The 20,868-nt window shown below is 60.5% G+C and carries 20 protein-coding genes; 8 read left to right on the top strand and 12 right to left on the bottom strand.

Annotated features, from left to right (window positions below; all coding sequences use genetic code 11):
- Positions 1–59 precede the first annotated feature (59 nt).
- A complete protein-coding gene (locus AB7M22_RS02380) occupies positions 60–1,379 on the top strand; it encodes an MFS transporter (RefSeq protein ID WP_008010037.1) in 1,320 nt (439 codons plus the stop codon).
- 240 nt (positions 1,380–1,619) lie between these two features.
- Positions 1,620–2,249, top strand: coding sequence for a flavin reductase family protein (locus AB7M22_RS02375; RefSeq protein ID WP_008010031.1), 630 nt, complete (start codon positions 1,620–1,622; stop codon positions 2,247–2,249).
- On the opposite strand, the gene AB7M22_RS02370 is transcribed toward AB7M22_RS02375, so the two are convergent.
- Both AB7M22_RS02370 and AB7M22_RS02365 read right to left on the bottom strand, forming a co-directional pair.
- A complete protein-coding gene (locus AB7M22_RS02370; RefSeq protein ID WP_454185111.1) occupies positions 2,250–2,480 on the bottom strand; it encodes a hypothetical protein in 231 nt (76 codons plus the stop codon). It lies immediately after the preceding gene.
- Positions 2,481–2,521: 41 nt separating this feature from the next.
- Positions 2,522–2,875: a putative quinol monooxygenase gene (locus AB7M22_RS02365; protein ID WP_008010026.1), complete on the bottom strand. Its 354-nt coding sequence runs from the start codon at positions 2,873–2,875 to the stop codon at positions 2,522–2,524.
- Between the two features lie 427 nt (positions 2,876–3,302).
- Between AB7M22_RS02365 and AB7M22_RS02360 the strand changes: the two genes are divergently transcribed.
- Positions 3,303–4,232, top strand: coding sequence for an AraC family transcriptional regulator (locus tag AB7M22_RS02360; RefSeq protein WP_007898362.1), 930 nt, complete (start codon positions 3,303–3,305; stop codon positions 4,230–4,232).
- Positions 4,233–4,361: 129 nt separating this feature from the next.
- On the opposite strand, the gene AB7M22_RS02355 is transcribed toward AB7M22_RS02360, so the two are convergent.
- The 6 genes from AB7M22_RS02355 to AB7M22_RS02330 all read right to left on the bottom strand — a co-directional run bounded on the left by AB7M22_RS02355 (position 4,362) and on the right by AB7M22_RS02330 (position 11,859).
- Complete coding sequence (locus AB7M22_RS02355; protein WP_454185110.1) at positions 4,362–5,417, bottom strand: ABC transporter ATP-binding protein; 1,056 nt, start codon at positions 5,415–5,417, stop codon at positions 4,362–4,364.
- A gap of 17 nt (positions 5,418–5,434) precedes the next feature.
- Complete coding sequence (locus AB7M22_RS02350; protein ID WP_454185109.1) at positions 5,435–6,283, bottom strand: ABC transporter permease; 849 nt, start codon at positions 6,281–6,283, stop codon at positions 5,435–5,437.
- Complete coding sequence (locus AB7M22_RS02345) at positions 6,280–7,188, bottom strand: ABC transporter permease (protein ID WP_008010019.1); 909 nt, start codon at positions 7,186–7,188, stop codon at positions 6,280–6,282. The genes AB7M22_RS02350 and AB7M22_RS02345 overlap by 4 nt, the downstream gene beginning before the upstream one ends.
- 266 nt (positions 7,189–7,454) lie before the next feature.
- Entirely contained in the window at positions 7,455–8,558 is a 1,104-nt protein-coding gene (locus AB7M22_RS02340; RefSeq protein WP_367372720.1) for an ABC transporter substrate-binding protein, read from the bottom strand.
- 218 nt (positions 8,559–8,776) lie between these two features.
- Entirely contained in the window at positions 8,777–10,225 is a 1,449-nt protein-coding gene (locus AB7M22_RS02335) for an aldehyde dehydrogenase family protein (RefSeq protein ID WP_454185108.1), read from the bottom strand.
- Positions 10,222–11,859 (bottom strand): 5-guanidino-2-oxopentanoate decarboxylase, encoded by a 1,638-nt coding sequence (locus AB7M22_RS02330; protein WP_454185107.1) that lies wholly within the window; start codon positions 11,857–11,859, stop codon positions 10,222–10,224. The genes AB7M22_RS02335 and AB7M22_RS02330 overlap by 4 nt, the downstream gene beginning before the upstream one ends.
- A gap of 159 nt (positions 11,860–12,018) precedes the next feature.
- On the opposite strand from AB7M22_RS02330, the gene AB7M22_RS02325 reads away from it, so the two are divergent.
- Positions 12,019–12,900, top strand: a complete 882-nt coding sequence (locus tag AB7M22_RS02325) for a LysR substrate-binding domain-containing protein (RefSeq protein ID WP_008010011.1) — start codon at positions 12,019–12,021, stop codon at positions 12,898–12,900.
- Positions 12,901–13,055: 155 nt separating this feature from the next.
- On the opposite strand, the gene AB7M22_RS02320 is transcribed toward AB7M22_RS02325, so the two are convergent.
- Together AB7M22_RS02320 and AB7M22_RS02315 are read right to left on the bottom strand one after the other, a co-directional pair.
- Positions 13,056–13,670 carry an NAD(P)-dependent oxidoreductase gene (locus tag AB7M22_RS02320; protein ID WP_454185106.1) on the bottom strand — a complete coding sequence of 205 codons (615 nt, stop codon included), beginning with the start codon at positions 13,668–13,670 and terminating at the stop codon, positions 13,056–13,058.
- A 155-nt stretch (positions 13,671–13,825) separates the two neighbouring features.
- Positions 13,826–14,707 carry an MBL fold metallo-hydrolase gene (locus AB7M22_RS02315; protein ID WP_454185105.1) on the bottom strand — a complete coding sequence of 294 codons (882 nt, stop codon included), beginning with the start codon at positions 14,705–14,707 and terminating at the stop codon, positions 13,826–13,828.
- A 114-nt stretch (positions 14,708–14,821) separates the two neighbouring features.
- Here AB7M22_RS02315 and AB7M22_RS02310 point away from each other — a divergent pair, with 114 nt between their 5' ends.
- Together AB7M22_RS02310 and AB7M22_RS02305 are read left to right on the top strand one after the other, a co-directional pair.
- Positions 14,822–15,727: a LysR family transcriptional regulator gene (locus tag AB7M22_RS02310; protein ID WP_454185104.1), complete on the top strand. Its 906-nt coding sequence runs from the start codon at positions 14,822–14,824 to the stop codon at positions 15,725–15,727.
- A gap of 55 nt (positions 15,728–15,782) precedes the next feature.
- Complete coding sequence (locus AB7M22_RS02305; protein WP_032835336.1) at positions 15,783–16,004, top strand: hypothetical protein; 222 nt, start codon at positions 15,783–15,785, stop codon at positions 16,002–16,004.
- A 9-nt stretch (positions 16,005–16,013) separates the two neighbouring features.
- Here the strand turns inward: AB7M22_RS02305 and AB7M22_RS02300 are convergent, their stop codons facing one another.
- A complete protein-coding gene (locus tag AB7M22_RS02300; RefSeq protein ID WP_454185103.1) occupies positions 16,014–16,925 on the bottom strand; it encodes a helix-turn-helix domain-containing protein in 912 nt (303 codons plus the stop codon).
- Positions 16,926–17,113: 188 nt separating this feature from the next.
- Here AB7M22_RS02300 and pobA point away from each other — a divergent pair, with 188 nt between their 5' ends.
- Positions 17,114–18,298 carry a 4-hydroxybenzoate 3-monooxygenase gene (gene pobA, locus AB7M22_RS02295; protein ID WP_454188749.1) on the top strand — a complete coding sequence of 395 codons (1,185 nt, stop codon included), beginning with the start codon at positions 17,114–17,116 and terminating at the stop codon, positions 18,296–18,298.
- A 78-nt stretch (positions 18,299–18,376) separates the two neighbouring features.
- Positions 18,377–19,894: an MDR family MFS transporter gene (locus tag AB7M22_RS02290; RefSeq protein WP_454185102.1), complete on the top strand. Its 1,518-nt coding sequence runs from the start codon at positions 18,377–18,379 to the stop codon at positions 19,892–19,894.
- A gap of 108 nt (positions 19,895–20,002) precedes the next feature.
- On the opposite strand, the gene AB7M22_RS02285 is transcribed toward AB7M22_RS02290, so the two are convergent.
- The gene (locus AB7M22_RS02285) at positions 20,003–20,851 is read right to left on the bottom strand and encodes a cache domain-containing protein (protein WP_454185101.1); all 849 of its coding nucleotides are present in this window, start codon (positions 20,849–20,851) and stop codon (positions 20,003–20,005) included.
- Positions 20,852–20,868 lie beyond the last annotated feature (17 nt).

The following is a 20,868-nucleotide window of genomic DNA, read 5'->3' as shown; positions in this document are numbered from 1 at the left end:
AGCTCCAGCAGGCTGCGTTTACACGCGCTCCACAAAAACAATTAAACGAGGATCCTTCAATGGATAACTCCAACACCCTGCCCCTTGGGTCGGCTGCCCTGCCGGTCAAAGAAAAAACCACTGCTAGCCGGATCAAATCGATCTTCAGCGGCTCTGTCGGCAACATGGTCGAGTGGTACGACTGGTACGTCTACGCCGCCTTCTCCCTGTACTTCGCCAAAGCCTTCTTCCCCAAAGGCGACACCACCGCACAACTGCTCAACACCGCCGCGATCTTCGCCGTGGGCTTCCTGATGCGCCCGATCGGTGGCTGGTTGATGGGCCTCTACGCCGACAAGGCCGGTCGCAAACGTGCGTTGATGGCTTCGGTTTACCTGATGTGCTTCGGCTCGCTGCTGATCGCCCTGAGCCCGGGTTATGAAACCATCGGCATCGGCGCGCCGATCCTGCTGGTGTTCGCCCGCCTGCTGCAAGGCTTGTCGGTCGGGGGTGAGTACGGCACCTCGGCCACTTACCTCAGTGAGATGGCGACCAAGGAACGTCGCGGCTTCTACTCCAGCTTCCAGTACGTGACGTTGATCTCCGGCCAGCTCATCGCTTTGGGTGTGCTGATCGTGCTGCAAAATGTCCTGACCACCGAAGAGCTGTACGCCTGGGGCTGGCGCATTCCGTTCGCCATCGGCGCGCTGTGTGCCGTGGTCGCGCTCTACCTGCGTCGTGGCATGGAAGAAACCGAGTCGTTCACCAAGAAAGAGAAAGCCAAGGAAAGCGCCATGCGCACCTTGCTGCGCCATCCAAAGGAACTGATGACCGTGGTCGGCCTGACCATGGGCGGTACGCTGGCGTTCTACACCTACACCACGTACATGCAGAAATACCTGGTGAACACCGTCGGCATGAGCATTTCCGACTCCACCACGATTTCCGCGGCCACGCTGTTCCTGTTCATGTGCCTGCAACCGATCATCGGCGGGCTGTCGGATAAGGTCGGTCGTCGTCCGATCCTGATTGCCTTCGGTATTCTGGGAACGCTGTTCACCGTACCGATCCTGACCACCCTGCACACTATCCAGAGCTGGTGGGGCGCGTTCTTCCTGATCATGGCGGCGCTGATCATCGTCAGCGGCTACACCTCGATCAACGCGGTGGTCAAAGCTGAACTGTTCCCGACCGAGATCCGTGCGCTGGGCGTCGGCCTGCCGTACGCACTGACCGTGTCGATCTTCGGCGGTACTGCTGAATACATCGCGCTGTGGTTCAAGAGCATCGGCATGGAAACCGGTTACTACTGGTATGTCACGGCGTGCATCGCGGTGTCGTTGCTGGTGTACATCACCATGAAAGACACCCGCAAACATTCGCGGATCGAGACGGACTGAGTCCGCCCGCGCAATAAAAACAGGGGCAGACCTTAACGGGTCTGCCCCTTTTTATTTGCCTCAACCCAAACCCTGTGGGAGCGGGCTTGCCCGCGATGAGGCCGTAACATTCAACATCTGTGTTGACTGTTAAACCGCTATCGCGGGCAAGCCCGCCCCACAGTGATCGAGGATGGGCTGGAAATATGCCGCTGGCCCTTGCACCATGATCACCTCCCGAACGACCCAGGAATTCACTGTATGCCCGACGACATCCACTTCTACGAACCCGCCAACGGCCACGGCCTGCCACATGACCCGTTCAACGCCATCGTCGGCCCTCGTCCTATCGGCTGGATTTCTTCCCAGGATGCCAACGGTCGCCTGAACCTGGCGCCCTACAGCTTTTTCAACGCCTTCAACTACATCCCGCCGATCATTGGGTTTTCCAGCGTCGGGCGCAAAGACAGCCTGAACAACATCGAGCAAACCGGCGAATTCGCCTGGAACCTGGCGACTCGTCCACTGGCCGAGCAGATGAACCAGAGCTGCGCCATGGTCGGGCCTGAGGTCAACGAGTTCGAATTGTCCGGGCTGACCACCGTTGCGTCGAAAATCATTCAGGTGCCACGGGTTGCCGAAAGCCCGGTGTCCTTTGAGTGCAAGGTCACGCAGATTATTCAGTTGCAGCGCGCCAACAAGGAAGTAGTGCCGAGCTGGCTGATTCTCGGCGAAGTGGTCGCCGTACATATCGCCAAGTGGCTGTTGAAGGACGGGGTGTACGACACCGCCGCGGCAGAACCGATTCTGCGCGGCGGCGGGCCGGCGGATTATTTTCAGCTGGGGCCTGAGGCATTGTTCAAGATGTTCCGCCCGGGGGCAGTCAAGTAATTACCAGAGCAGGTCGGCGTCTTCTTTAACATCTTTGAGGCGGGTCAGCTCTTTGGCTGCGGCCTCGTCGGCTTCATGAGCGGTCTTGAAGATCTGGCCTTCCAGCACTTTGTGAAAAACCGGGGCACCGGAACCGCCGAGGGCTTTGACGGCAATCGCGGCGTGGTAACCGCCCTCGCCCGGTACTACTGCTGAAACGGCTTCGAAGTGTTCAAAGGCTTTGCGTGCCATGTCGCGGATCCTGGCTAATGGAGAATTGCGCCATTAAACCCTCAACCGGCGAGTTTGTGTACCGCTGCCTGGGACTGGCCAAGGGCCTGGGCCGCCGAGACATCCTTGAAGGTATGGAAATCCAGGCTATTGACCACCAGCTCCTGCACCAGCTCGGCAAAAATCTGCATCGCCGGGCTGCCGAAGTAAGCGGTCATGGCCTGTTGGTTGGTCCAGAAACCGGACACCAGCCACAGCTCGGGATCGCATTGCGAGTGTTGCAGGGCGAAGCTCAGGCAACCCGGCGCGTTGCGCGACGGCTCGATCAGGGCGCTCAGGCGTGCACCGAGCTCTGCCGAACGCCCGGCGCGGGCGCGGACGAAGGCCATATGACTGACGGGGATTTGCGTAGACATGTTCAACCCTCCCAGGTCATCCAGTGGCAGCCGGGGACGGGCTGCGACAGGATCCAAGATTAGGCGGCGTGTCGCAGTCGCCGTTAGTCGATTCCTGCCGACGCATTGCACAATCCTGCGAGACTTGGCTCAACACTTGTAACAACCGGTAAAACCCGTCACACCACTGTCACACGAGCTTTGTGTAGGAGCTGCCGAAGGCTGCGATCTTTTGACTTCTGTTTTCAAGATCCAGAGATCGCAGCCTTCGGCAGCTCCTACAGGGGGAAGTTTGCGTCAGCCGTTGCCCATCTGCGTCACGTCATGACGGGGCGACACCCGAAGCCCATGCAGAATCAGGCAAGCTTTTGGCAGGATGTGTCTACCGCTGTCCCTTGCACAAATTTAAGCTCAGCCCATTACCAACGCGTCACCGAGGATGTCCTGCATGTCGTCGCTCGATCACTTTCAAGCCCCGCTGGATGCCGACATGGAAAAACAGCGCGCGGAACTGGCCGCCCTCATCCGCCGTAACACGATGGAGGATGGCACTTATGCCACCGCCGTCGGTTCGCTGTTCATGTCGCGCCACAGTCAAAACCATGACTTCGCCCCAGTGCTGGCGCAACCGGCCCTGTGCATCATGGCCCAGGGGCGCAAGGAAGTGCGGCTGGCGGATGAATACTTCAATTACGACCCGCTGAATTACCTGGTGGTGTCGGTCTCGATGCCTTTGAGCGGGCGAGTGGTGAATGTCTCGCCCGAGGAACCGATCCTCGCCGTGCGGCTGGACATCGACCCGGCAGAAATCACCGCGCTGATTGCCGACGCCGGCCCTATCGGCGTACCCACACGGCCCACCGGCCGTGGCCTGTATGTGGAGCAGATCGACACGGCAATGCTCGATGCCGTGTTGCGTCTGGCGCGTTTGCTGGATACACCCAAAGACATCGCCATGCTGGCGCCGCTGATTCGCCGGGAAATTCTGTATCGGCTGTTGCGCAGCCAGCAGGGGCATCGGTTGTATGAGATTGCCATTGCCAACAGCCAGAGCCATCGCATCAGCCAGGCGATCAAATGGCTCAACGGCAATTATGAGCAACCGTTGCGCATTGATGATCTGGCGCGGGAAGTGAACCTGAGCGTGTCGACATTGCATCACCGGTTCAAGGCGATGACGGCGATGAGTCCGCTGCAGTATCAGAAGCAGTTGCGCCTGCAGGAGGCGCGGCGGTTGATGCTCGCTGAAGGCCTGGAAGCTTCGGCGGCGGGTTATCGAGTGGGCTATGAAAGCCCTTCGCAGTTCAGCCGGGAGTACAGCCGATTGTTCGGGGCGCCGCCGCTCCGGGATTTGGCGCGGTTGCGGTTGTCGGTTTGATCCGGCATTTGTTGTGTGGCTGATGGCCCCATCGCGGGCAAGCCCGCTCCCACAAGGACCGGTGTACACAGCCCCTGTGGGAGCGGGCTTGCCCGCGATGAGGCCCGGAAGGCCAACATCAAATCTGGATCAGGCGCTCAACACTCGGCACGCCTCGGCCGGCAACGTAACCGACACCGGATTGCCAATGCTCAACCCAACCCCCTGACACGGCGTGCTCAACGCGGTAAACGACACCCCGGAACACTCGACAGTCGTTTCAATCGTCGCGCCGATATCGCGCACAAACGTCACCTTCCCGAGCAAGCGATTGCCCGCCGTGGCTTGGGGTTGCGACAGTTGCAGATCCTCAGGGCGAATTAGCATTTTCACCTTCTCCCCCACCACAATGCTGCTGCAGATCGGCACTTCCAGGGCATCGCCACCGGGTAGCCCGACCTTGCCATTGCCCAGCGCCGTGGCCGGGAAAATGTTGCCCGAACCAATAAAGTCCGCGACGAATTCATTCGCCGGATGCCGATAGATTTCAATCGGCGTACCCACCTGCTGCACCCTATGCTCACCCAGCACCACCACGATATCGGCCATGGTCATGGCTTCGCGCTGGTCGTGGGTGACCATGATGGTGGTGATGTTCAAACGCTGTTGCAGCTGACGGATTTCCACCTGCATCGATTCGCGCAGCTTGGCGTCCAGCGCCGACAGCGGCTCATCGAGCAGGAGGATTTTCGGCCGCGAGGCAATCGCCCGGGCAATCGCCACGCGCTGACGCTGACCGCCGGAGAGTTTCGCCACCGGGCGATCAATCATTTCCTGCAGCTGAATCAGCTCCAGCAACTCCACCACCCGCGCCTGCTGATCAGCCTTGCTGACCCCGCGCAATTTCAGCGGATAGGCGATGTTCTCCCCCACTGTCATGTGCGGGAACAGCGCCAGCGATTGAAACACCATGCCGAAATTACGCTGATGCGCCGGTGTATGGCCGATGTCTTCGCCATCCAGGCGAATCTCGCCACCGGTCAGGGTTTCAAGCCCGGCGATCATCCGCAGCAAGGTGGTTTTACCGCAGCCCGAAGGGCCGAGGAAACACACCAGTTTGCCCTCGGGCAAATGCAGGTTCACATCCTTTACCGCGCAGGCCGAGCCGTAATGTTTCTCGACGTTTTCCAGAATCAGACCAGTCATGTGAATCACCTCAAGAATCAGAACGAAACGCCACCTTCGCCAACCAGCTTCTCCAACGCCCAGATGAGGGCGAAGTCGATCAGCACGATCAGCACGGCAAACGAGAAAACGGTAGGGTCGAGCGAAGACACGGTGCGGCTGTACATCCAGATCGGCACGGTCATGACGTCGATGGTGTAGAGGAAATAGGTCACGGTGAATTCGTTGAACGAAACGATGAACGCCAGCAGCATGCCCGCCAGAATCCCCGATTTCATCAACGGCACCACCACATCGACAATCGCCCGAGTCGGTGAAGCACCGAGCATCTGCGCGGCCTCTTCGACTTCGCTGCCGATGGAGAGCATCGCCGCCGTGCAGTTTTTCACCACGAACGGCAGCGCCAGGATCACGTGGGCAATCACCAGCCGCGAGGTGGTGATCTGGAACGGCAGACTGTCGAACACCAGCAGCAAGGCCAGGCCCAATACCACCATCGGGAACACCAGTGGCAGCGACATCAATTGCAGCGCCACGGCCTTGCCGCGAAACTCGCAACGGGTCAGGGCATAAGCTGCCGGCACCGCGATAATCGTGGCGAAAACCATGCTCAGGCAGGCCACCATCAGGCTGGTGGTCATGGCTTTGCCAAGGCTCAGCACATCGCTGGAGTCCGGCGACACGAAGGTGTTCCAGGCAGCTTTGTACCATTGCAGGCTATAGCTGCTGGGCGGGAAGTCGAGGTTCGACGCACCGCTGAACGACATGACGATCATGGTCAGGATCGGCAGCACCGCCAGCAGCAAAATGAAGCCTGACAGGATGCCGGCGAACTTGCCGGTATCGCCTGGCAGTAGCGAATGGCGCTTCTTGATCAGGGTGCTCATTGGGAAGCCTCCAGCATGCGCCGACGACGGCCAGTGATGTATTCAGACAAGGTCATGATCGCCAGGGTGGTAACGATCAGTACCACACCGGCGGCAGATGCGGCGGGCCAGTTCATCAGCGGGGCGATCTGGTCATGCACCATCACCGCCAGCATCGGCACGCGCCGACCACCGAGCAGTAGCGGCACCACGAAGCTGCTGGCGTTGTAGGCAAATACCAGCGTCGCGCCAGTGATAATTCCCGGCAAACTCATCGGCAACACCACTTGGCGGAACACCTGCAAGCGACTGGCGCCGAGGGTGGCGGCTGCTTCTTCGTAAGTGCGGGCAACGCCACGCATGGCGCTGGCAATCGGCAGCACGGCCAACGGGAACGCGGTTTGCACCAGGCCCATCAACACGCCGTTCTGGTTGTACAGCAGCATGATCGGCCGCTTGATCAGGCCCAGGCCCATCAGCGCCTGATTGAGCATGCCGCCGGGGCCGAGGATCACCAGCCAGCCGTAGCTTTGCAGCAGCAGGTTGACCAGCAAGGGCAGCAGCACCGCCGCGAGGAAGATCCGCCGCACAAACGGTGAGGTCAGCCGCGACATGGTGTAGGCCACCGGGATCGCCAGCAACACCGCAATCACCGCGCTGATCAGCGCCAGGCGCAACGTCAGCAGCAACGATTTGAGGTAATAGGGTTCCAGCAATTGGGCGTAACTGGCCAGGCTGAACCCGGTCCACTCCGCGCCTTTGGTACCGACGCTCATGCGCAGTACCAAGAGGCTCGCGGCAATCAGCACGCCGAGAAACAGCATCGACGGCGAGAGGAAAAGCCAGGCGCGCGCCGTCGGTGAGACACCCCGGTTGACGCGCACGGGTGCGGCGCTTACCGGATGGGTCAGAGGTTGGTGTTCCATAGCAAGGGTCTCGTCAATGGAAAGCAGCTGACAAACACAGCCCTCAAAACCACCGCGAACCCTGTGGGAGCGGGCTTTTGTGGCGAGGGGGCTTGCCCCCGTTCGACTGCGAAGCAGTCGTAAACCATTTCATGCGGTGCACCTGATGCACCGCGATGACAGGATTTAGGGCCGCTTCGCGCCCCAACGGGGGCAAGCCCCCTCGCCACAAAAGCCCGCTCCCACAGTGTTTTGCAGTGTTCTAAAGACCTGTGTTCGCCACTCGATCAGGAAGAAAAGATTTCCGTGTAACGACGAATCCATTGGTCATGCACGGTGGCCAGGAAGGCGTTGTCGTGCATGATCGCCTTCTCGGCAATCTGCTCCGGCGTGAGGATGTACGGGCTCTTGCGCGCTTCGGCGGAGATGATCGCCTTGGCGTTGACCGGGCCGTTGTAGATGTCTTCGGCCATCTTGCCCTGCACCAGCGGGTCCAGGGAGTGGTTGATGAAGGCGTAGGCCAGGTCGGTATCGCCCGGACGATTCTTCGGCATCACCGACAGCATCAGGTCGGTGTAGAAGCCTTCCTTCATGCCGAAGGTGGCGCCCAGACCGTAGGCCGGATCGCGAATCTGTTTCGGGAAGAACGCCGGCGCATACAGGCCACCCATGTCCAGCGAACCGGTGCGGAACAGCTCGGCGATCTGGTTCGGGTTTTCGCCCAGGGTCACGACGCGATCTTTAAGCTCGGCGAGTTTCTTGAAGCCTGGCTCGATGTTGTGTTCGTCACCACCGGCCAGTTTGGCGGCGATGATGATCAGGTCCATGGCCTCGGTCCAGTTCGGCGGCGGCAGGAAGATGTTCGGCGACAGCTCCGCGTCCCACAGGGCGGCGTAGCTGTCCGGCGCTTCTTTGATGGTGCGGGTGCTGTAGACCAGGCTGTTGCACCACAGCAGGTAACCGATGCCGTGACCGTTGGCGCCAGTGCGGTATTTCTCCGGCACGTCGATCAGGTTGGGGATGCGGTTGAGATCGGGTTTTTCCAGCAGGTTGGCGGCGGCCAGACCTTCGGCGCCGACGCCGGCCAGCGTGATGATGTCGTACTGCGGACGATCACCGCCGGCCTTGAGTTTGGCGACCATTTCCGAGGTGCTGCCGGTGCGGTCAGCGATGACCTTGCAGCCGTACTTGGCTTCGAAGGTTGCCGCGATGTTGCGCAATGCTGCAAGGCCAGTGTCATCGGACCAGGTCAGCAAGCGCAGGGTCTTGCCCTGGAAGCGTGTGTCGCTGGCATTGGCCTTGATGAACGGCATGCTCATGGCCGCCGCAGCCACGGACGCCACGCCCACGGTTTTGATGAATTGACGTCTGTTCAGATCGTGCTCGCCCATGAAGGACTCCCTTTGTTTTTTTAAGTATGAGGTTGGTCGCAACCCTTGCATCCGCGCGGTCAGATCAGCTCCAAGCCCCCGGTTTCAAAGGGCAAGAGCGGCGCCGACAGCTTCATCCTGAGGTCGTGCAAAACACCTGACTATCGATAAAAACTCATTGAAGCCATGACGCTGGCGCATGCCTCATGACGAGGCATGCGCTCACCTTTTTCGTGCTGTCAGACGGCCCGAATCACGTGTTTCATTTCCTGGAAAGCCTGCAAGCCCCACGGCCCCAATTCGCGGCCGATGCTGCTCTGTTTGTAGCCACCCCAGGCGGTCTGCGGGAAGATCACTTGCGGCGCGTTGATCCACACAAGCCCCGCCTGCAAAGCGTTGGCGACCCGATCGGCGGCCTCGCTATCGCGAGTGACCACGCTGGCCACCAGACCAAACTGGCTGTCGTTGGCCAAGGCAATCGCCTCGGCTTCAGAGCTGAAACTGCGCACGCAAATCACCGGGCCGAAAATCTCTTCGCACCACAGCGCACTGTCCAGGGGCACGTCGATGAAAATGGTCGGCTGCAAAAAATAGCCGCGTGAAAGTTCTGCCGGACGATTACCGCCGCAGATCAACTTCGCGCCAGCGCTCAAACCGCGATCGATGTGGCCCAGCACGCGTTGGTATTGCGCCTGATTGACCAGTGCGCCCATTTCTACGTTCGGGTCGAACGGGTCGGCCACGCGAATGGCTTCGGCGCGGGCCTTCAATCGCGCTACAAACTCATCCGCCAGCTCATCGGCAACCAGCACGCGACTGGTGGCGGAACACATTTGCCCGGCGTTGAAGAAACCACCGCCACAGGCCACTTCCACGGCCAGTTCGATGTCGGCATCGGCGAGTACCAGCAGCGAAGATTTGCCGCCCAATTCCAGGCTCACACCCTTCACGGTTTCTGCCGCTCGCTGCATCACCTGCACGCCCACCGCGTTGCTGCCGGTGAAGGAAATCTTGGCGATGCGCGGATCAGCCGACAGCGGCGCGCCAACAGCCAGGCCGGTGCCGCAGACCAGATTGAACACACCGTTCGGCAGACCTGCTTCGGCAATGATCGTCGCCAGCTCCAGCTCTGGCAGCGGCGTCACTTCAGACGGTTTGAGCACCACGCAGCAACCGGCGGCCAGTGCCGGAGCGAGTTTCCAGGCGGTGGTGACCATCGGGAAATTCCACGGCACGATCAGCCCCACCACACCGCACGGTTCACGGCGCAAACGGGCACTGAAATCATCGCTCGGCAACGCCACGGCGCTGTCTTGCTTCGCGTCCAGGCCTTCGGCCAGATCGGCGTAATACTCGAAGGTGGCGATCACGTCGTCGACGTCGATGGCCGCTTCGAACAGCGGTTTGCCGTTGTTGCTCGACTGCAATTTCATCAATTGCTCACGACCGGCCTGCACGCCCGCGGCGATTCTGCGCAGGATCGCCCCGCGCTCGGCGCCGGTGGTTTTCGACCATGCTTTGAAAGCATTGGTCGCCGCCGTGACGGCCTGATCGACAGCGTGTGCATCGCCACCATTAACGGTGGTCAACAGGGCTTCGGTCGCCGGGTTGATCACACGCAAGTGTTCGTGGCCGGCGGCCCATTGGCCGTTGATGTACAGGCCATCCAAAGTAGTTGGAAAACTCATTTCGACACCGCCTTCATCCACTGGGTCTGATCGATTTCAATCAGCGTCGGGCCCTGGCGATCGGTGGCGAGGCGCAACGCATCACGCAATCCGTCAACACCGCTGACCGCCTCGGCCGCACAGCCCAAGGCCTTGGCCACTCCGATGAAGTCCGGGGTGTAGATGTCCACGCCCACCGGCTCGATGGCGCGGTTGACCATGTATTTCTTGATCTCTTCGTAGCCCTGGTTATTCCACAGCAGGACGATCACCGGGGTGCGTGCTTCCACCGCGCTGGCCAGTTCCGGCAGGGTGAATTGAAGGCCACCGTCGCCGATCAGGCACACCACCGGAGGGCGTGCGCCGCCTTCGACGCTGCCACCGAGCCAGGCGCCAATCGCCGCTGGCAAGGCGTAACCGAGGGTGCCGTAACCGGTGGACGAGTTGAACCAGCGGCGCGGGCGCTCCGGGTTGAAGGTCAGGTTGCCGGTGTACACCGGTTGGGTCGAATCGCCGACGAACACCGCGTTCGGCAATTCATGCAAAACGGTTTCCAGGAAGCGAGTCTGGGCCAGCGTCGGGGCGTCCCAGGATGCGGCCAATTCATCGCGCAAACGTGCGGCACGCACCTGGCCCCAATCGTTGCGACGCTCGGCCAGCGACTTGTGGGACAGCGCACTCAGCAAGGCCTGAGCGGCGTTGCGCGAGTCGGCCACCAACGCGACTTTCGGCGGGTAATTACGCACGGTCTGGTCGGGGTCGATGTCCACGCGCAGCAGCACGCCAGGAATTTCGAAGCCACCGGCGAAAGTGACGTCGTAATCGGTTTCGGCCAGTTCGGTGCCGATGGCCAGCACCACGTCGGCCTCGGCGACCAGCGCGCGAGTGGCTACCAGGCTTTGGGTCGAACCGATCAGCAGCGGGTGGCGGGATTCGAGCATGCCCTTGGCATTGATGGTCAGGGCCACCGGCGCGTCCAGCAGTTCGGCCAGTTCAGTCAATTCGGCCGCGGCATCGATGGCGCCGCCACCGGCGAGAATCAATGGGCGCTTGGCACCGGCCAGCAGGTCGGTCATGCGGCTGATCGCGCTGGGCGAAGCACCGGCGCGGTCGATGTTCACCGGCACGCTGGCGAGCAAGTCATCGGCCTCTTCGACCAATACGTCCAACGGGATTTCGATGTGCACCGGACGTGGACGGCCTGCCTGGAACAGCGCGAAGGCGCGAGCCAGGACGCCCGGCAATTCAGCCGCCGACATCAAGGTATGGGAGAACGCTGCCACGCCGCCGACCAGTGCGCTCTGGTTTGGCAGCTCATGCAGCTTGCCGCGACCGCCGCCCAATTGGCTGCGCGATTGCACGCTGGAGATCACCAGCATCGGGATCGAGTCGGCGTAAGCCTGACCCATGGCGGTGGTGATGTTGGTCATGCCAGGGCCGGTGATGATGAAGCACACGCCCGGTTTGCCGCTGGTGCGAGCGTAACCGTCGGCCATGAAGCCGGCGCCCTGTTCGTGACGCGGAGTGACGTGGTTGATGCTCGAACGGGCCAGCCCGCGATACAGCTCCACGGTGTGCACCCCGGGAATGCCGAACACCTGCTCGACCCCGTAATCTTCGAGTAACTTGACCAATACTTCGCCGCACGTCGCCATGTCTTTGCCCTTTTTGTTCGTTTGAGACGCCGGGCCTGCGCAGTGTTTATGATGGGTTGGCAGGTCCAGGGATGGCCTCATTGGAACGGGCGACACGTAGCCGCAACAATGGATAAAAAGTCATACTAGCCATGTCCTCACGTCATACCTTGGATCCCAATGAAACGATTGCCTCCCCTGCCGGCGCTGCACACTTTTCTGATCACCGCGCAGTGCTGCAACTTCACCCGGGCCGCCGAACAACTGCACATCACCCAAGGCGCGGTGAGCCGGCAGATCGCCGGGCTGGAAGATCATCTGGGTTATGAGTTGTTCATTCGCCAGGCGCGGGGCTTGAGCCTGACCGCCGAAGGACGGGAGTGGCTGCCACGGGTGCAGCAGATTTTCGGCCTGATCGACGAGGCGGTGGAGCAGATCGGCGAGAAGCGCGAAACCCTGCAACTCAAGGCCCCGACCTGTGTGATGCGCTGGCTGTTGCCACGCCTGTTGCAGTGGCAAAAGGAACGCCCGGATGTGCCGGTGGAATTGACCACCACGGTCAAACACGGGGTGGATTTTCATCGCGAGCAGTTCGATGCGGCGGTGATGTATGGCCCGCCGCCGGACAGCTCACTGGCCTCCCAGCATCTGTTCGATGAACAACTGACGCCGGTGTGTTCCCGACCGATGCTTGAAGGGCCGATGGCTTTGCAGACACCGGCCGATCTGCAACAGCACTTGCTGCTGCACCCCACCCGTGATGAACGGGACTGGAACGCCTGGCTGAAGGCTGCGGATATTCGGCTGAGCAATGTCGGCAAAGGGCAGCATTTCGAAACCCTGGACCTGGCGATGTCGATGGCGTCCCAGGGGACGGGCGTGGCGATTGGCGATTGGTCGTTGATCGGCGATGACCTGAGTGCCGGGCGGCTGGTCATGCCTTTTGACCTGAAGGTGAAAACCGGGTTGGCGTATTACCTGGTGTTCCCCGAGAAACCTGCGCCTTCACCGAAGTTGCGCGAATTGATGGGGTGGTTGGTGGAGCAGGCTCAGAGCCGCTGAAAGCCAAAAAGCATCGCGGGCAAGCCCGCTCCCACAGGATATCCGCTGTCCTGTGGGAGCGGGCTTGCCCGCGATGGAGGCCGAACAGTCGACATCAATGTTGAATGTACGTCCGTCTTCGCGAGCAGGCTCGCTCCCACAAGTGATCAGTGAACTCAATACCCGACAGTAAACCGCTGGCGGGAATGCTTTGGCGTGTGCACTTCGTCAAGCAACGCAATCGCGAAGTCTGCAAAGGTAATCCAGCTGCGGCCCTCTGCACTCACCAGCAAGTCATCCTTGCCGACCCGAAACGTACCCGTGCGTTCACCTTCGACAAATTCTGCCGACGGTGACAGGAAGGTCCAGTCCAGGTCCTTTTCCTGACGCAAGGTATTCAGGAACGCGGCACCAGCGCTGGCCTCGGCCTTGTATTCCTCCGGGAAGCCTTCGCTGTCGATCACCCGAGAGCCATTCGGCAGTAACAACGAACCGGCACCACCGACTACCAGCAGACGTTTGACCCCTGCCTTCTTCACCGGCTCGATGATCGCGCTGGCGGGGATAGTGGAGAAATGCGCAGCGCTGATCACCGCATCATGCCCGGCCACGGCGGCTTGCAATGCAGCAGCGTCGAGTACGTCGACGTTTTTGCTCACGACACCGGCACGCGGGGCGATTTTCGAGGTGTCGCGGGCGATGGCAGTAACGCTGTGACCGCGACGCAGGGCTTCTTCCAACAGTTGGCTACCGGCACGACCGGTGGCACCGATGATTGCGATGTTGCTCATGACGTTTCTCCAGTTGGTTTGGGTGAATCTGTTGATCGTTCCCACGCTCTGCGTGGGAATGCCTCAACGGACGCTCCGCGTTCGGCTTTTGATGGGACGCGGAGCGTCCCGGGCTGCATTCCCACGCAGAGCGTGGGAACGATCATCTCAGCGGATTACCACTTCATCTCGCCCTTGGCGACTTTGGCGCTCAGCTCGAGCGAGCTTTCTTCGCCCAGGGTCGGGTAGCGTTTTTTCATCGCGGCGATCAGTTCGGCGGCGTCTTTCGCCTTGGCGGTTTCTTCGTCGAACGCCTTGATGTAATCGGCGGTGAACTGCACCGCTGCCAGAGAACGGGCGCTCTCACCGAGGTAGTGACCCGGCACGATGGTCTTCGGCTTCAGCGCTTCGATCGTATGCAGCGTCGTCAGCCAATCGGCATGGGATTGCGGGGTCTGGGTGTCGGCCATCCACACGTGAATGTTCTCAGCGACCACCACGCCACCGACCACAGCCTTGATCGACGGGATCCACACAAAGCTGCGATCCGGCTGCTTGCCGTCCAGGCCAATCACCTGCAATTTCTGCCCTTCCAGCATCAGGCTGTCGCCCTTGAGCACCTGCGGCACGATGGTTTTGTTCGGCACGTCGGCGCCCATTTTCGGGCCCCAGAACGCCAGTTTGCCGTCGACGGTTTTTTTGATGTGATCAACAGTTGGTTGCGAGGCCAGCACTTTGGCTTTCGGGAACGCTTTGGTCACGGTGTCGAGGCCGAAGTAGTAATCCGGGTCACCGTGGCTGATGTAGATGGTGGTCAGTTGCTTGCCGCTGGCGCGGATTTTTTCCACCACCTGTTCGGCCTGGGCTTTGCCGAATTGCGCGTCCAGCAGAATCGCGTCCTTCTCGCCGCTGACCAGCACCGAGGTCACCGGGAAGATCGCGTTGGTGCCGGGGTTGTAGACGTCCAGCGTCAGGGTCGACGCCGCAGCGGCATGGGCCGCGAAGCCGAGCGCGGCGGTTGCCAGAAGAATGCGTTTGATTGAAGTGAAGCCGATCATCTGTTGCTCCGTTGTCCGAATGCCATGCTTGGCGATGGGACAGAGCTTAGTTGCCTGACTCGATACAAAAAATGCGATGCTTGAACATAGTTTGTTTCTGAAAGCGGGCAAATCATGGATCGTCTACAAGCAATGCGCGTGTTCGTTACGGTGGTGGACCTGGGCAGCCAATCGGCCGCCGCCGATCACCTGGACCTGTCACGGCCGGTGGTTTCACGCTATCTGGCGGAGCTGGAAGATTGGGTCGGCGCGCGCCTGATGCACCGCACCACGCGCAAATTGAGCCTGACCGCCGCCGGTATGGAAATGCTGCCTCGCTGTCGGCAGATGCTCGATTTATCCACAGACATGCAAGCCGCCGTCAGCGAGCCGGACGACGCACCGCGAGGCCTGCTGCGGATCAGCGTCAGCACCTCGTTCGGCCAGGCGCAACTGGCGGATGCCATGGCGGCTTACGTCAAACGTTACCCCGGCGTCAGCATCGATATGCAAATGCTCGACCGCACGGTGAACCTGGTGGATGAACGCATCGATCTGGCGATTCGCACCAGCAACGACCTAGACCCGAACCTGATTGCCCGGCGCCTGACGGTCTGCCGCTCGGTGATCTGCGCCTCCCCCGCTTACCTGCGCGAGCACCCCACGCCGCAACGGGTCGAGGACCTGAGCCTGCACAACTGCCTGACCCACTCCTACTTCGGCAAGAGCCTGTGGCATTTCGAACAGGACGGCGAGCCCGTCTCAGTACCGGTGCAGGGCAACATCAGCGCCAACGAAGCCAGCACGCTGTTGCGCGCGACGATGGCCGGGGCTGGCGTGGTGATGCTGCCCAGTTACCTGGCCGGCGTGCATATCCACAGCGGCGAACTGATCCGCCTGTTGCCCCAGGCCAAGCCCCGGCAGCTGAATATCTATGCGGTGTATGCCTCACGCAAACACATGCCGGCGGCGTTGCGCAGCATGCTGGATTTTCTGGTGTTGAGATTTCCGGAAGAGCCGGAGTGGGATGCAGGTCTTTAAACATCAAAAGATCGCAGGCTTCGCCAGCTCCTACACAACTCACCCGCGCTGACCTATGCTCAAAGCAGTACCCAAGGGTATTCGTTCAGAGGTCAACGCCATGAACATCAAAACAAAAAGATACCTCGCCATTTTCATCACTTGCGCGGCGACGCTGGCGCTGTATGGCACAGCCGCCTGGCGTGTCGAGCAGTTGCGACAACAGCCCCGTGACTTCGCGAGCTGCAACTTCGAACGCTGCATCCCCCACAACGCAAGCCTCAACGCCCTCCGGTAAGGAAGGGATTCAGGTCTCGTTGTGCTGATCGGCATGGTCCTGATCGGCCTTCAAGCGGTCGCGAAAGGCCTTGGGCGAAATCCCCACGCGACGCCTGAACAGGCGTGTGAAGTTGGTCGGATCGGAAAACCCCAATACGTCGGACATTTCATAAATGGTCATGCTGGTGTAGGTCAGCAAGCGCTTGGCCTCCAGCAATTGACGCTCATGCATGATCTGCAACGCCGGTTGCCCCGCCAGTTCACGGCACGTGCCATTGAGGTGGGACACGGAAATCCCCAGCCGATGAGCCAGGTCCTCGACCTTGACGTGCTGGCGATAGGTTTCTTCCACCAGCTGAATAAAGCCGTTGAGGTATTCCCGAGCCCGCTGCGGACGCTGGGTGGCGGTTTGGCGCTGAATCACCTGGCGGCTGATCCACACCATAATCACGCTGACCAGCGAATGCATGAGCATTTCCCGCGCCGGTTGATGGCCGGTGTACTCGCTTTGCAGCGCTGAAAACAGGCTGTTGAGGTACTCGCTGTCCTTGCCCGCCGGGTAGCTTTCGGCCTGTGCCAGGGCGTTCACCGAATTGCCCAGTTGTGCTTGCAGGTGGGCGATCAGCGGCGCGGCCAGCGTGACGACGAAACCTTCGACGTCCTCGGAAAACCGATAACCATGCACCGATAACGGCGGCAGAATCAGGATTGCCGGCTCAGTCAATTGTGAGCGTTTGCCTTCGATCTCAAGCTCTGCCTGACCTTTGAAAACGAAGAGTAACTGACACAAATCGGCGTGGCGGTGGGGTTTGATTTCCCATTGATGTTCGCGGCTGCGTTTGGAAATGGTTTCACAATGCAGCAAATCAGGGGTCGGCCAGTCCAGGCTTTCACCGTAGAGTTTGAACACCGGAATCGATGGCAGGTCAGGCTTGTTCATCACTTCAATCCAGGCCTCGAGGGTAACGGGGCGATAATCGCACCGATTGGCAGAATGTACAGGTATCGGCTCAGTTTTCCCCTTCAATTGACAGACTCGCAAGTGAAAAATGCAAGTACTCGATCCATAAAAATCATTCACCGGCCTTGGTCGCGTGGAGCTTGCGAGTCATAAAAACAATGAAAACACTGAAAACCCAAGTCGCGATCATCGGTGCCGGCCCCTCTGGTTTGCTACTCGGCCAATTGCTGCATAACGCCGGCATCGACACCCTGATCCTCGAACGCCAGACCCCGGACTATGTGCTCGGACGCATCCGCGCCGGTGTCCTCGAACAAGGCATGGTAGAGCTGTTGCGTCAGGCCGGGGTGGGTCAGCGCATGGACGCCGAAGGGCTGGTCCATGCAGGCTTCGAACTGGCCCTCGACGGGCGCCGGGTACACATCGATTTGCAGGCGCTGACCGGCGGCAAAACCGTAACGATCTATGGCCAGACCGAGGTCACCCGCGATCTGATGGCCGCTCGTCGGGACGTCGGTGCGCAGACGATCTATGCAGCCAGCAATGTCGTCCCACAGGGCATGAAAACCGCCGAACCCTTCGTCACCTTCGACAAGGACGGCGAAACGTATCGACTCGATTGTGACTACATCGCCGGTTGCGACGGTTTCCATGGCGTGGCGCGGCAGTCGATTCCTGCCGACTGCCTGAAGGTGTTCGAGCGGGTTTATCCGTTCGGCTGGCTGGGGATTCTCGCTGACACGCCGCCGGTGCACGAAGAGTTGGTCTACGCGCGGCATGAACGCGGTTTTGCGCTGTGCAGCATGCGTTCGCCGACACGTACCCGTTATTACCTCCAGGTACCGGCCCAGGACAAAGTCGAGGATTGGTCTGACCAACGCTTCTGGGATGAACTCAAATCCCGTCTGCCAGCCGCCCTCGCCGACACGCTGGTGACCGGCCCGTCGATCGAAAAAAGCATCGCGCCGCTGCGCAGCTTCGTGGTCGAGCCGATGCAGTACGGGCGGATGTTCCTGGTCGGCGACGCCGCGCACATCGTCCCGCCCACCGGCGCCAAGGGCCTGAACCTGGCGGCCAGCGACGTCAGTACGTTGTTCAATATTCTGCTGAAGGTTTACCGCGAAGGGCGTGTGGATCTGCTGGAGAAGTATTCCGAGGTTTGCTTGCGGCGGGTGTGGAAAGCCGAGCGATTTTCCTGGTGGATGACCTCGATGTTGCATCGCTTCGACGAGCACGACGCGTTCAGCCAGCGCATCAGCGAGTCGGAGCTGGCCTATTTCGTGGACTCCGAGGCGGGCCGAAAAACCATCGCCGAAAATTACGTTGGCCTTCCATACGAGGCTATCGAATAGCCTCCTACCGATCTACACTGGCCAGCATCCCGCTCGCCTTGCCTGCTGCGGGTCCATTACTGCCCACAGGTTTTACCCGTGACCAATCTCAACCAGCCTGAAACGCCCAAACCGGCCATTCGCAGCGTGTTGATCGCCCTGATGCTGGCGATCTTTCTGGGCGCGCTGGACCAGACCATCGTCGCTGTATCGATGCCGGCCATTTCCGCGCAATTCAAGGATGTCAGCCTGCTGGCCTGGGTGATTTCCGGGTACATGGTGGCGATGACCGTGGCGGTGCCGATCTACGGCAAACTCGGCGATCTGTATGGCCGCCGCAAGTTGATGCTGTTCGGCATGGGGGTGTTCACCCTGGCGTCATTGTTCTGCGGCATGGCGCAAAGCATGGAACAACTGGTGCTGGCGCGGATCCTTCAGGGCATCGGTGCCGGCGGGATGATTTCGGTGAGCCAAGCGATCATCGGCGACATCGTTCCACCCCGCGAGCGCGGTCGCTATCAGGGTTACTTCAGCAGCATGTACGCGGTGGCCAGCGTGGCCGGCCCGGTACTCGGTGGCTACATGACCGAATACCTGTCCTGGCGCTGGGTATTTCTGATTAACCTTCCCTTGGGCCTGGGTGCCTGGTTGGTGGCCTACCGCACGCTGGTGGGGCTGCCGGTGCCGCAGCGCAAACCGGTCATCGACTACTTCGGCACATTGCTGATGATCATTGGCCTGACAGCGCTGTTGCTGGGCATTACTCAGGTTGGCCAGGGCCATTCGTGGCGCAGCGCCGAAGTCTTGGGTTTGCTCGGTTGTGCGGTGGTGGTGCTGGCCGTGTTCGTCTGGCATGAACGGCGGGCGCTGGAACCGTTGCTGCCGATGCACTTGTTTGCCAACCGCAGTGCGATTTTTTGCTGGTGCACGATTTTCTTCACCAGTTTCCAGGCGATTTCCTTGATCGTGCTGATGCCGCTGCGCTTCCAGAGCGTCACCGGCGCCGGGGCTGACAGCGCCGCGCTGCATCTGTTGCCGCTGGCCATGGGCTTGCCGATAGGCGCGTATTTCGCCGGACGCCAGACCTCGGTAAGCGGTCGTTACAAACCGATGATCCTGACCGGTGCCCTGCTGATGCCGTTCTCGATTCTCGGCATGGCGTTCAGCGCGCCTCAGGCGTTTGTGCTGAGCAGTCTGTTCATGTTGCTCAGCGGCATTGCCAGCGGCATGCAGTTTCCGACATCGTTGGTGGGCACGCAAAACTCGGTGGAACAACGGGACATCGGCGTCGCCACCAGCACCACCAATCTGTTCCGCTCTCTGGGCGGCGCAGTGGGTGTGGCGTTAATGTCGGCGCTGCTGCTGGCGTTGTTGCAGGATTCGAGTTTCGCGCACCTGGCCAACTCTTCGCTGATGGCCGAGGGGAGTTCGGGGAATGTCTTGCTGGACGGTTTGAACGCCGCGCCGGGGGATGCGCAGGACGCCTTGCGCGCAGAATTGCTGCTGACTTTCCGGCATTTGCTGATGGTCAGCGCGGCGGTGTCGCTGCTGGGGCTGGCGGCAGCGATTGCCATGCCGAATAGAGTGTTGCGGGGGCGGGAGGACACGGTTCGGTAGATAGACCGAGGTGCGGCCTTCGCGGGCGAGCCTCGCTCCTACAAGGGATCGTGAATTCCTGTAGGAGCGAGGCTTGCCCGCGAAGACGTCAGCCCGGACACCACCGAATCAAGGGCTGTAATACCCCACCGCCACCAGAAAATGCCCGACCTTTTTCAGGTAGGCATGCTTGTCTTCGACCTTGCCGGTGACCGGGTTTTTCCAGCGGTATTCGTATTCGCCGTCAGCCTGTTTGGCCATCAGCGCCAAAATCGGCTCGCCCACCGGTTTACCTTCAGGGTCCTTGATCTTGCCGAAGTCGGTATTGATCAATCGCAGGTTGGTGCCGTGAGCGACATAACGCTGGGTATCCAGGTCGACGACAAACACGTACAGGTCATCCTGCAAGTAACCGCCCTTGAGGGAGTTGATCGCTGTGAGCGTGTCCTTCTCGTTTTTGGCCAGATCGACCGCTGCTTTATCGAGCAACGCTTGCGCCTGTTGCGGCGAGGCCCGTGGCAGGTAGTAACCGACCGCCAGAATCCGCTGGCCGACGCGCTGATAGAACACATGCTTGCGTTCAACCTTACCGTCGGCCCAGTTCTGCCAGCGGTATTCGGCCTGCTGAATGCCGTTGCCCTCCGGCACTTTCAAGGCGTCCTTGAAGGCTTTCTGCACATCCGGCCCGAGCACCTCGGACACATCGCGACCGATCAACGCCGAAGATGGCCCGCCGCTGGCGAGCATCACGCCCTTGGTATCGACCACGAAGACATATCGATCCTTGTCGACAAACTCGCCCTGACGGCTGAACGCCGCAAAAGCCTTGTCACCCTGCTCGTGATAATAGGCCAGGGCTTTTTCCAGCAAGGCTTTGGCGGCCTGGCTGTCAGCCTTTTCCGTCGTGGCGGCATGAACCGGCCCCAGGCACAGCAAAAGCAAACCGCCCAGCCAGGCCAGCCTGTGAAGAACCCCCATGGTGCATTCCCCGTTCT

The organism is Pseudomonas sp. ADAK2 TE3594, assembly GCF_053628675.1.
Note: the sequence above shows the minus strand (reverse complement) of the source record. Positions and strands in the feature narration are given on the sequence as shown.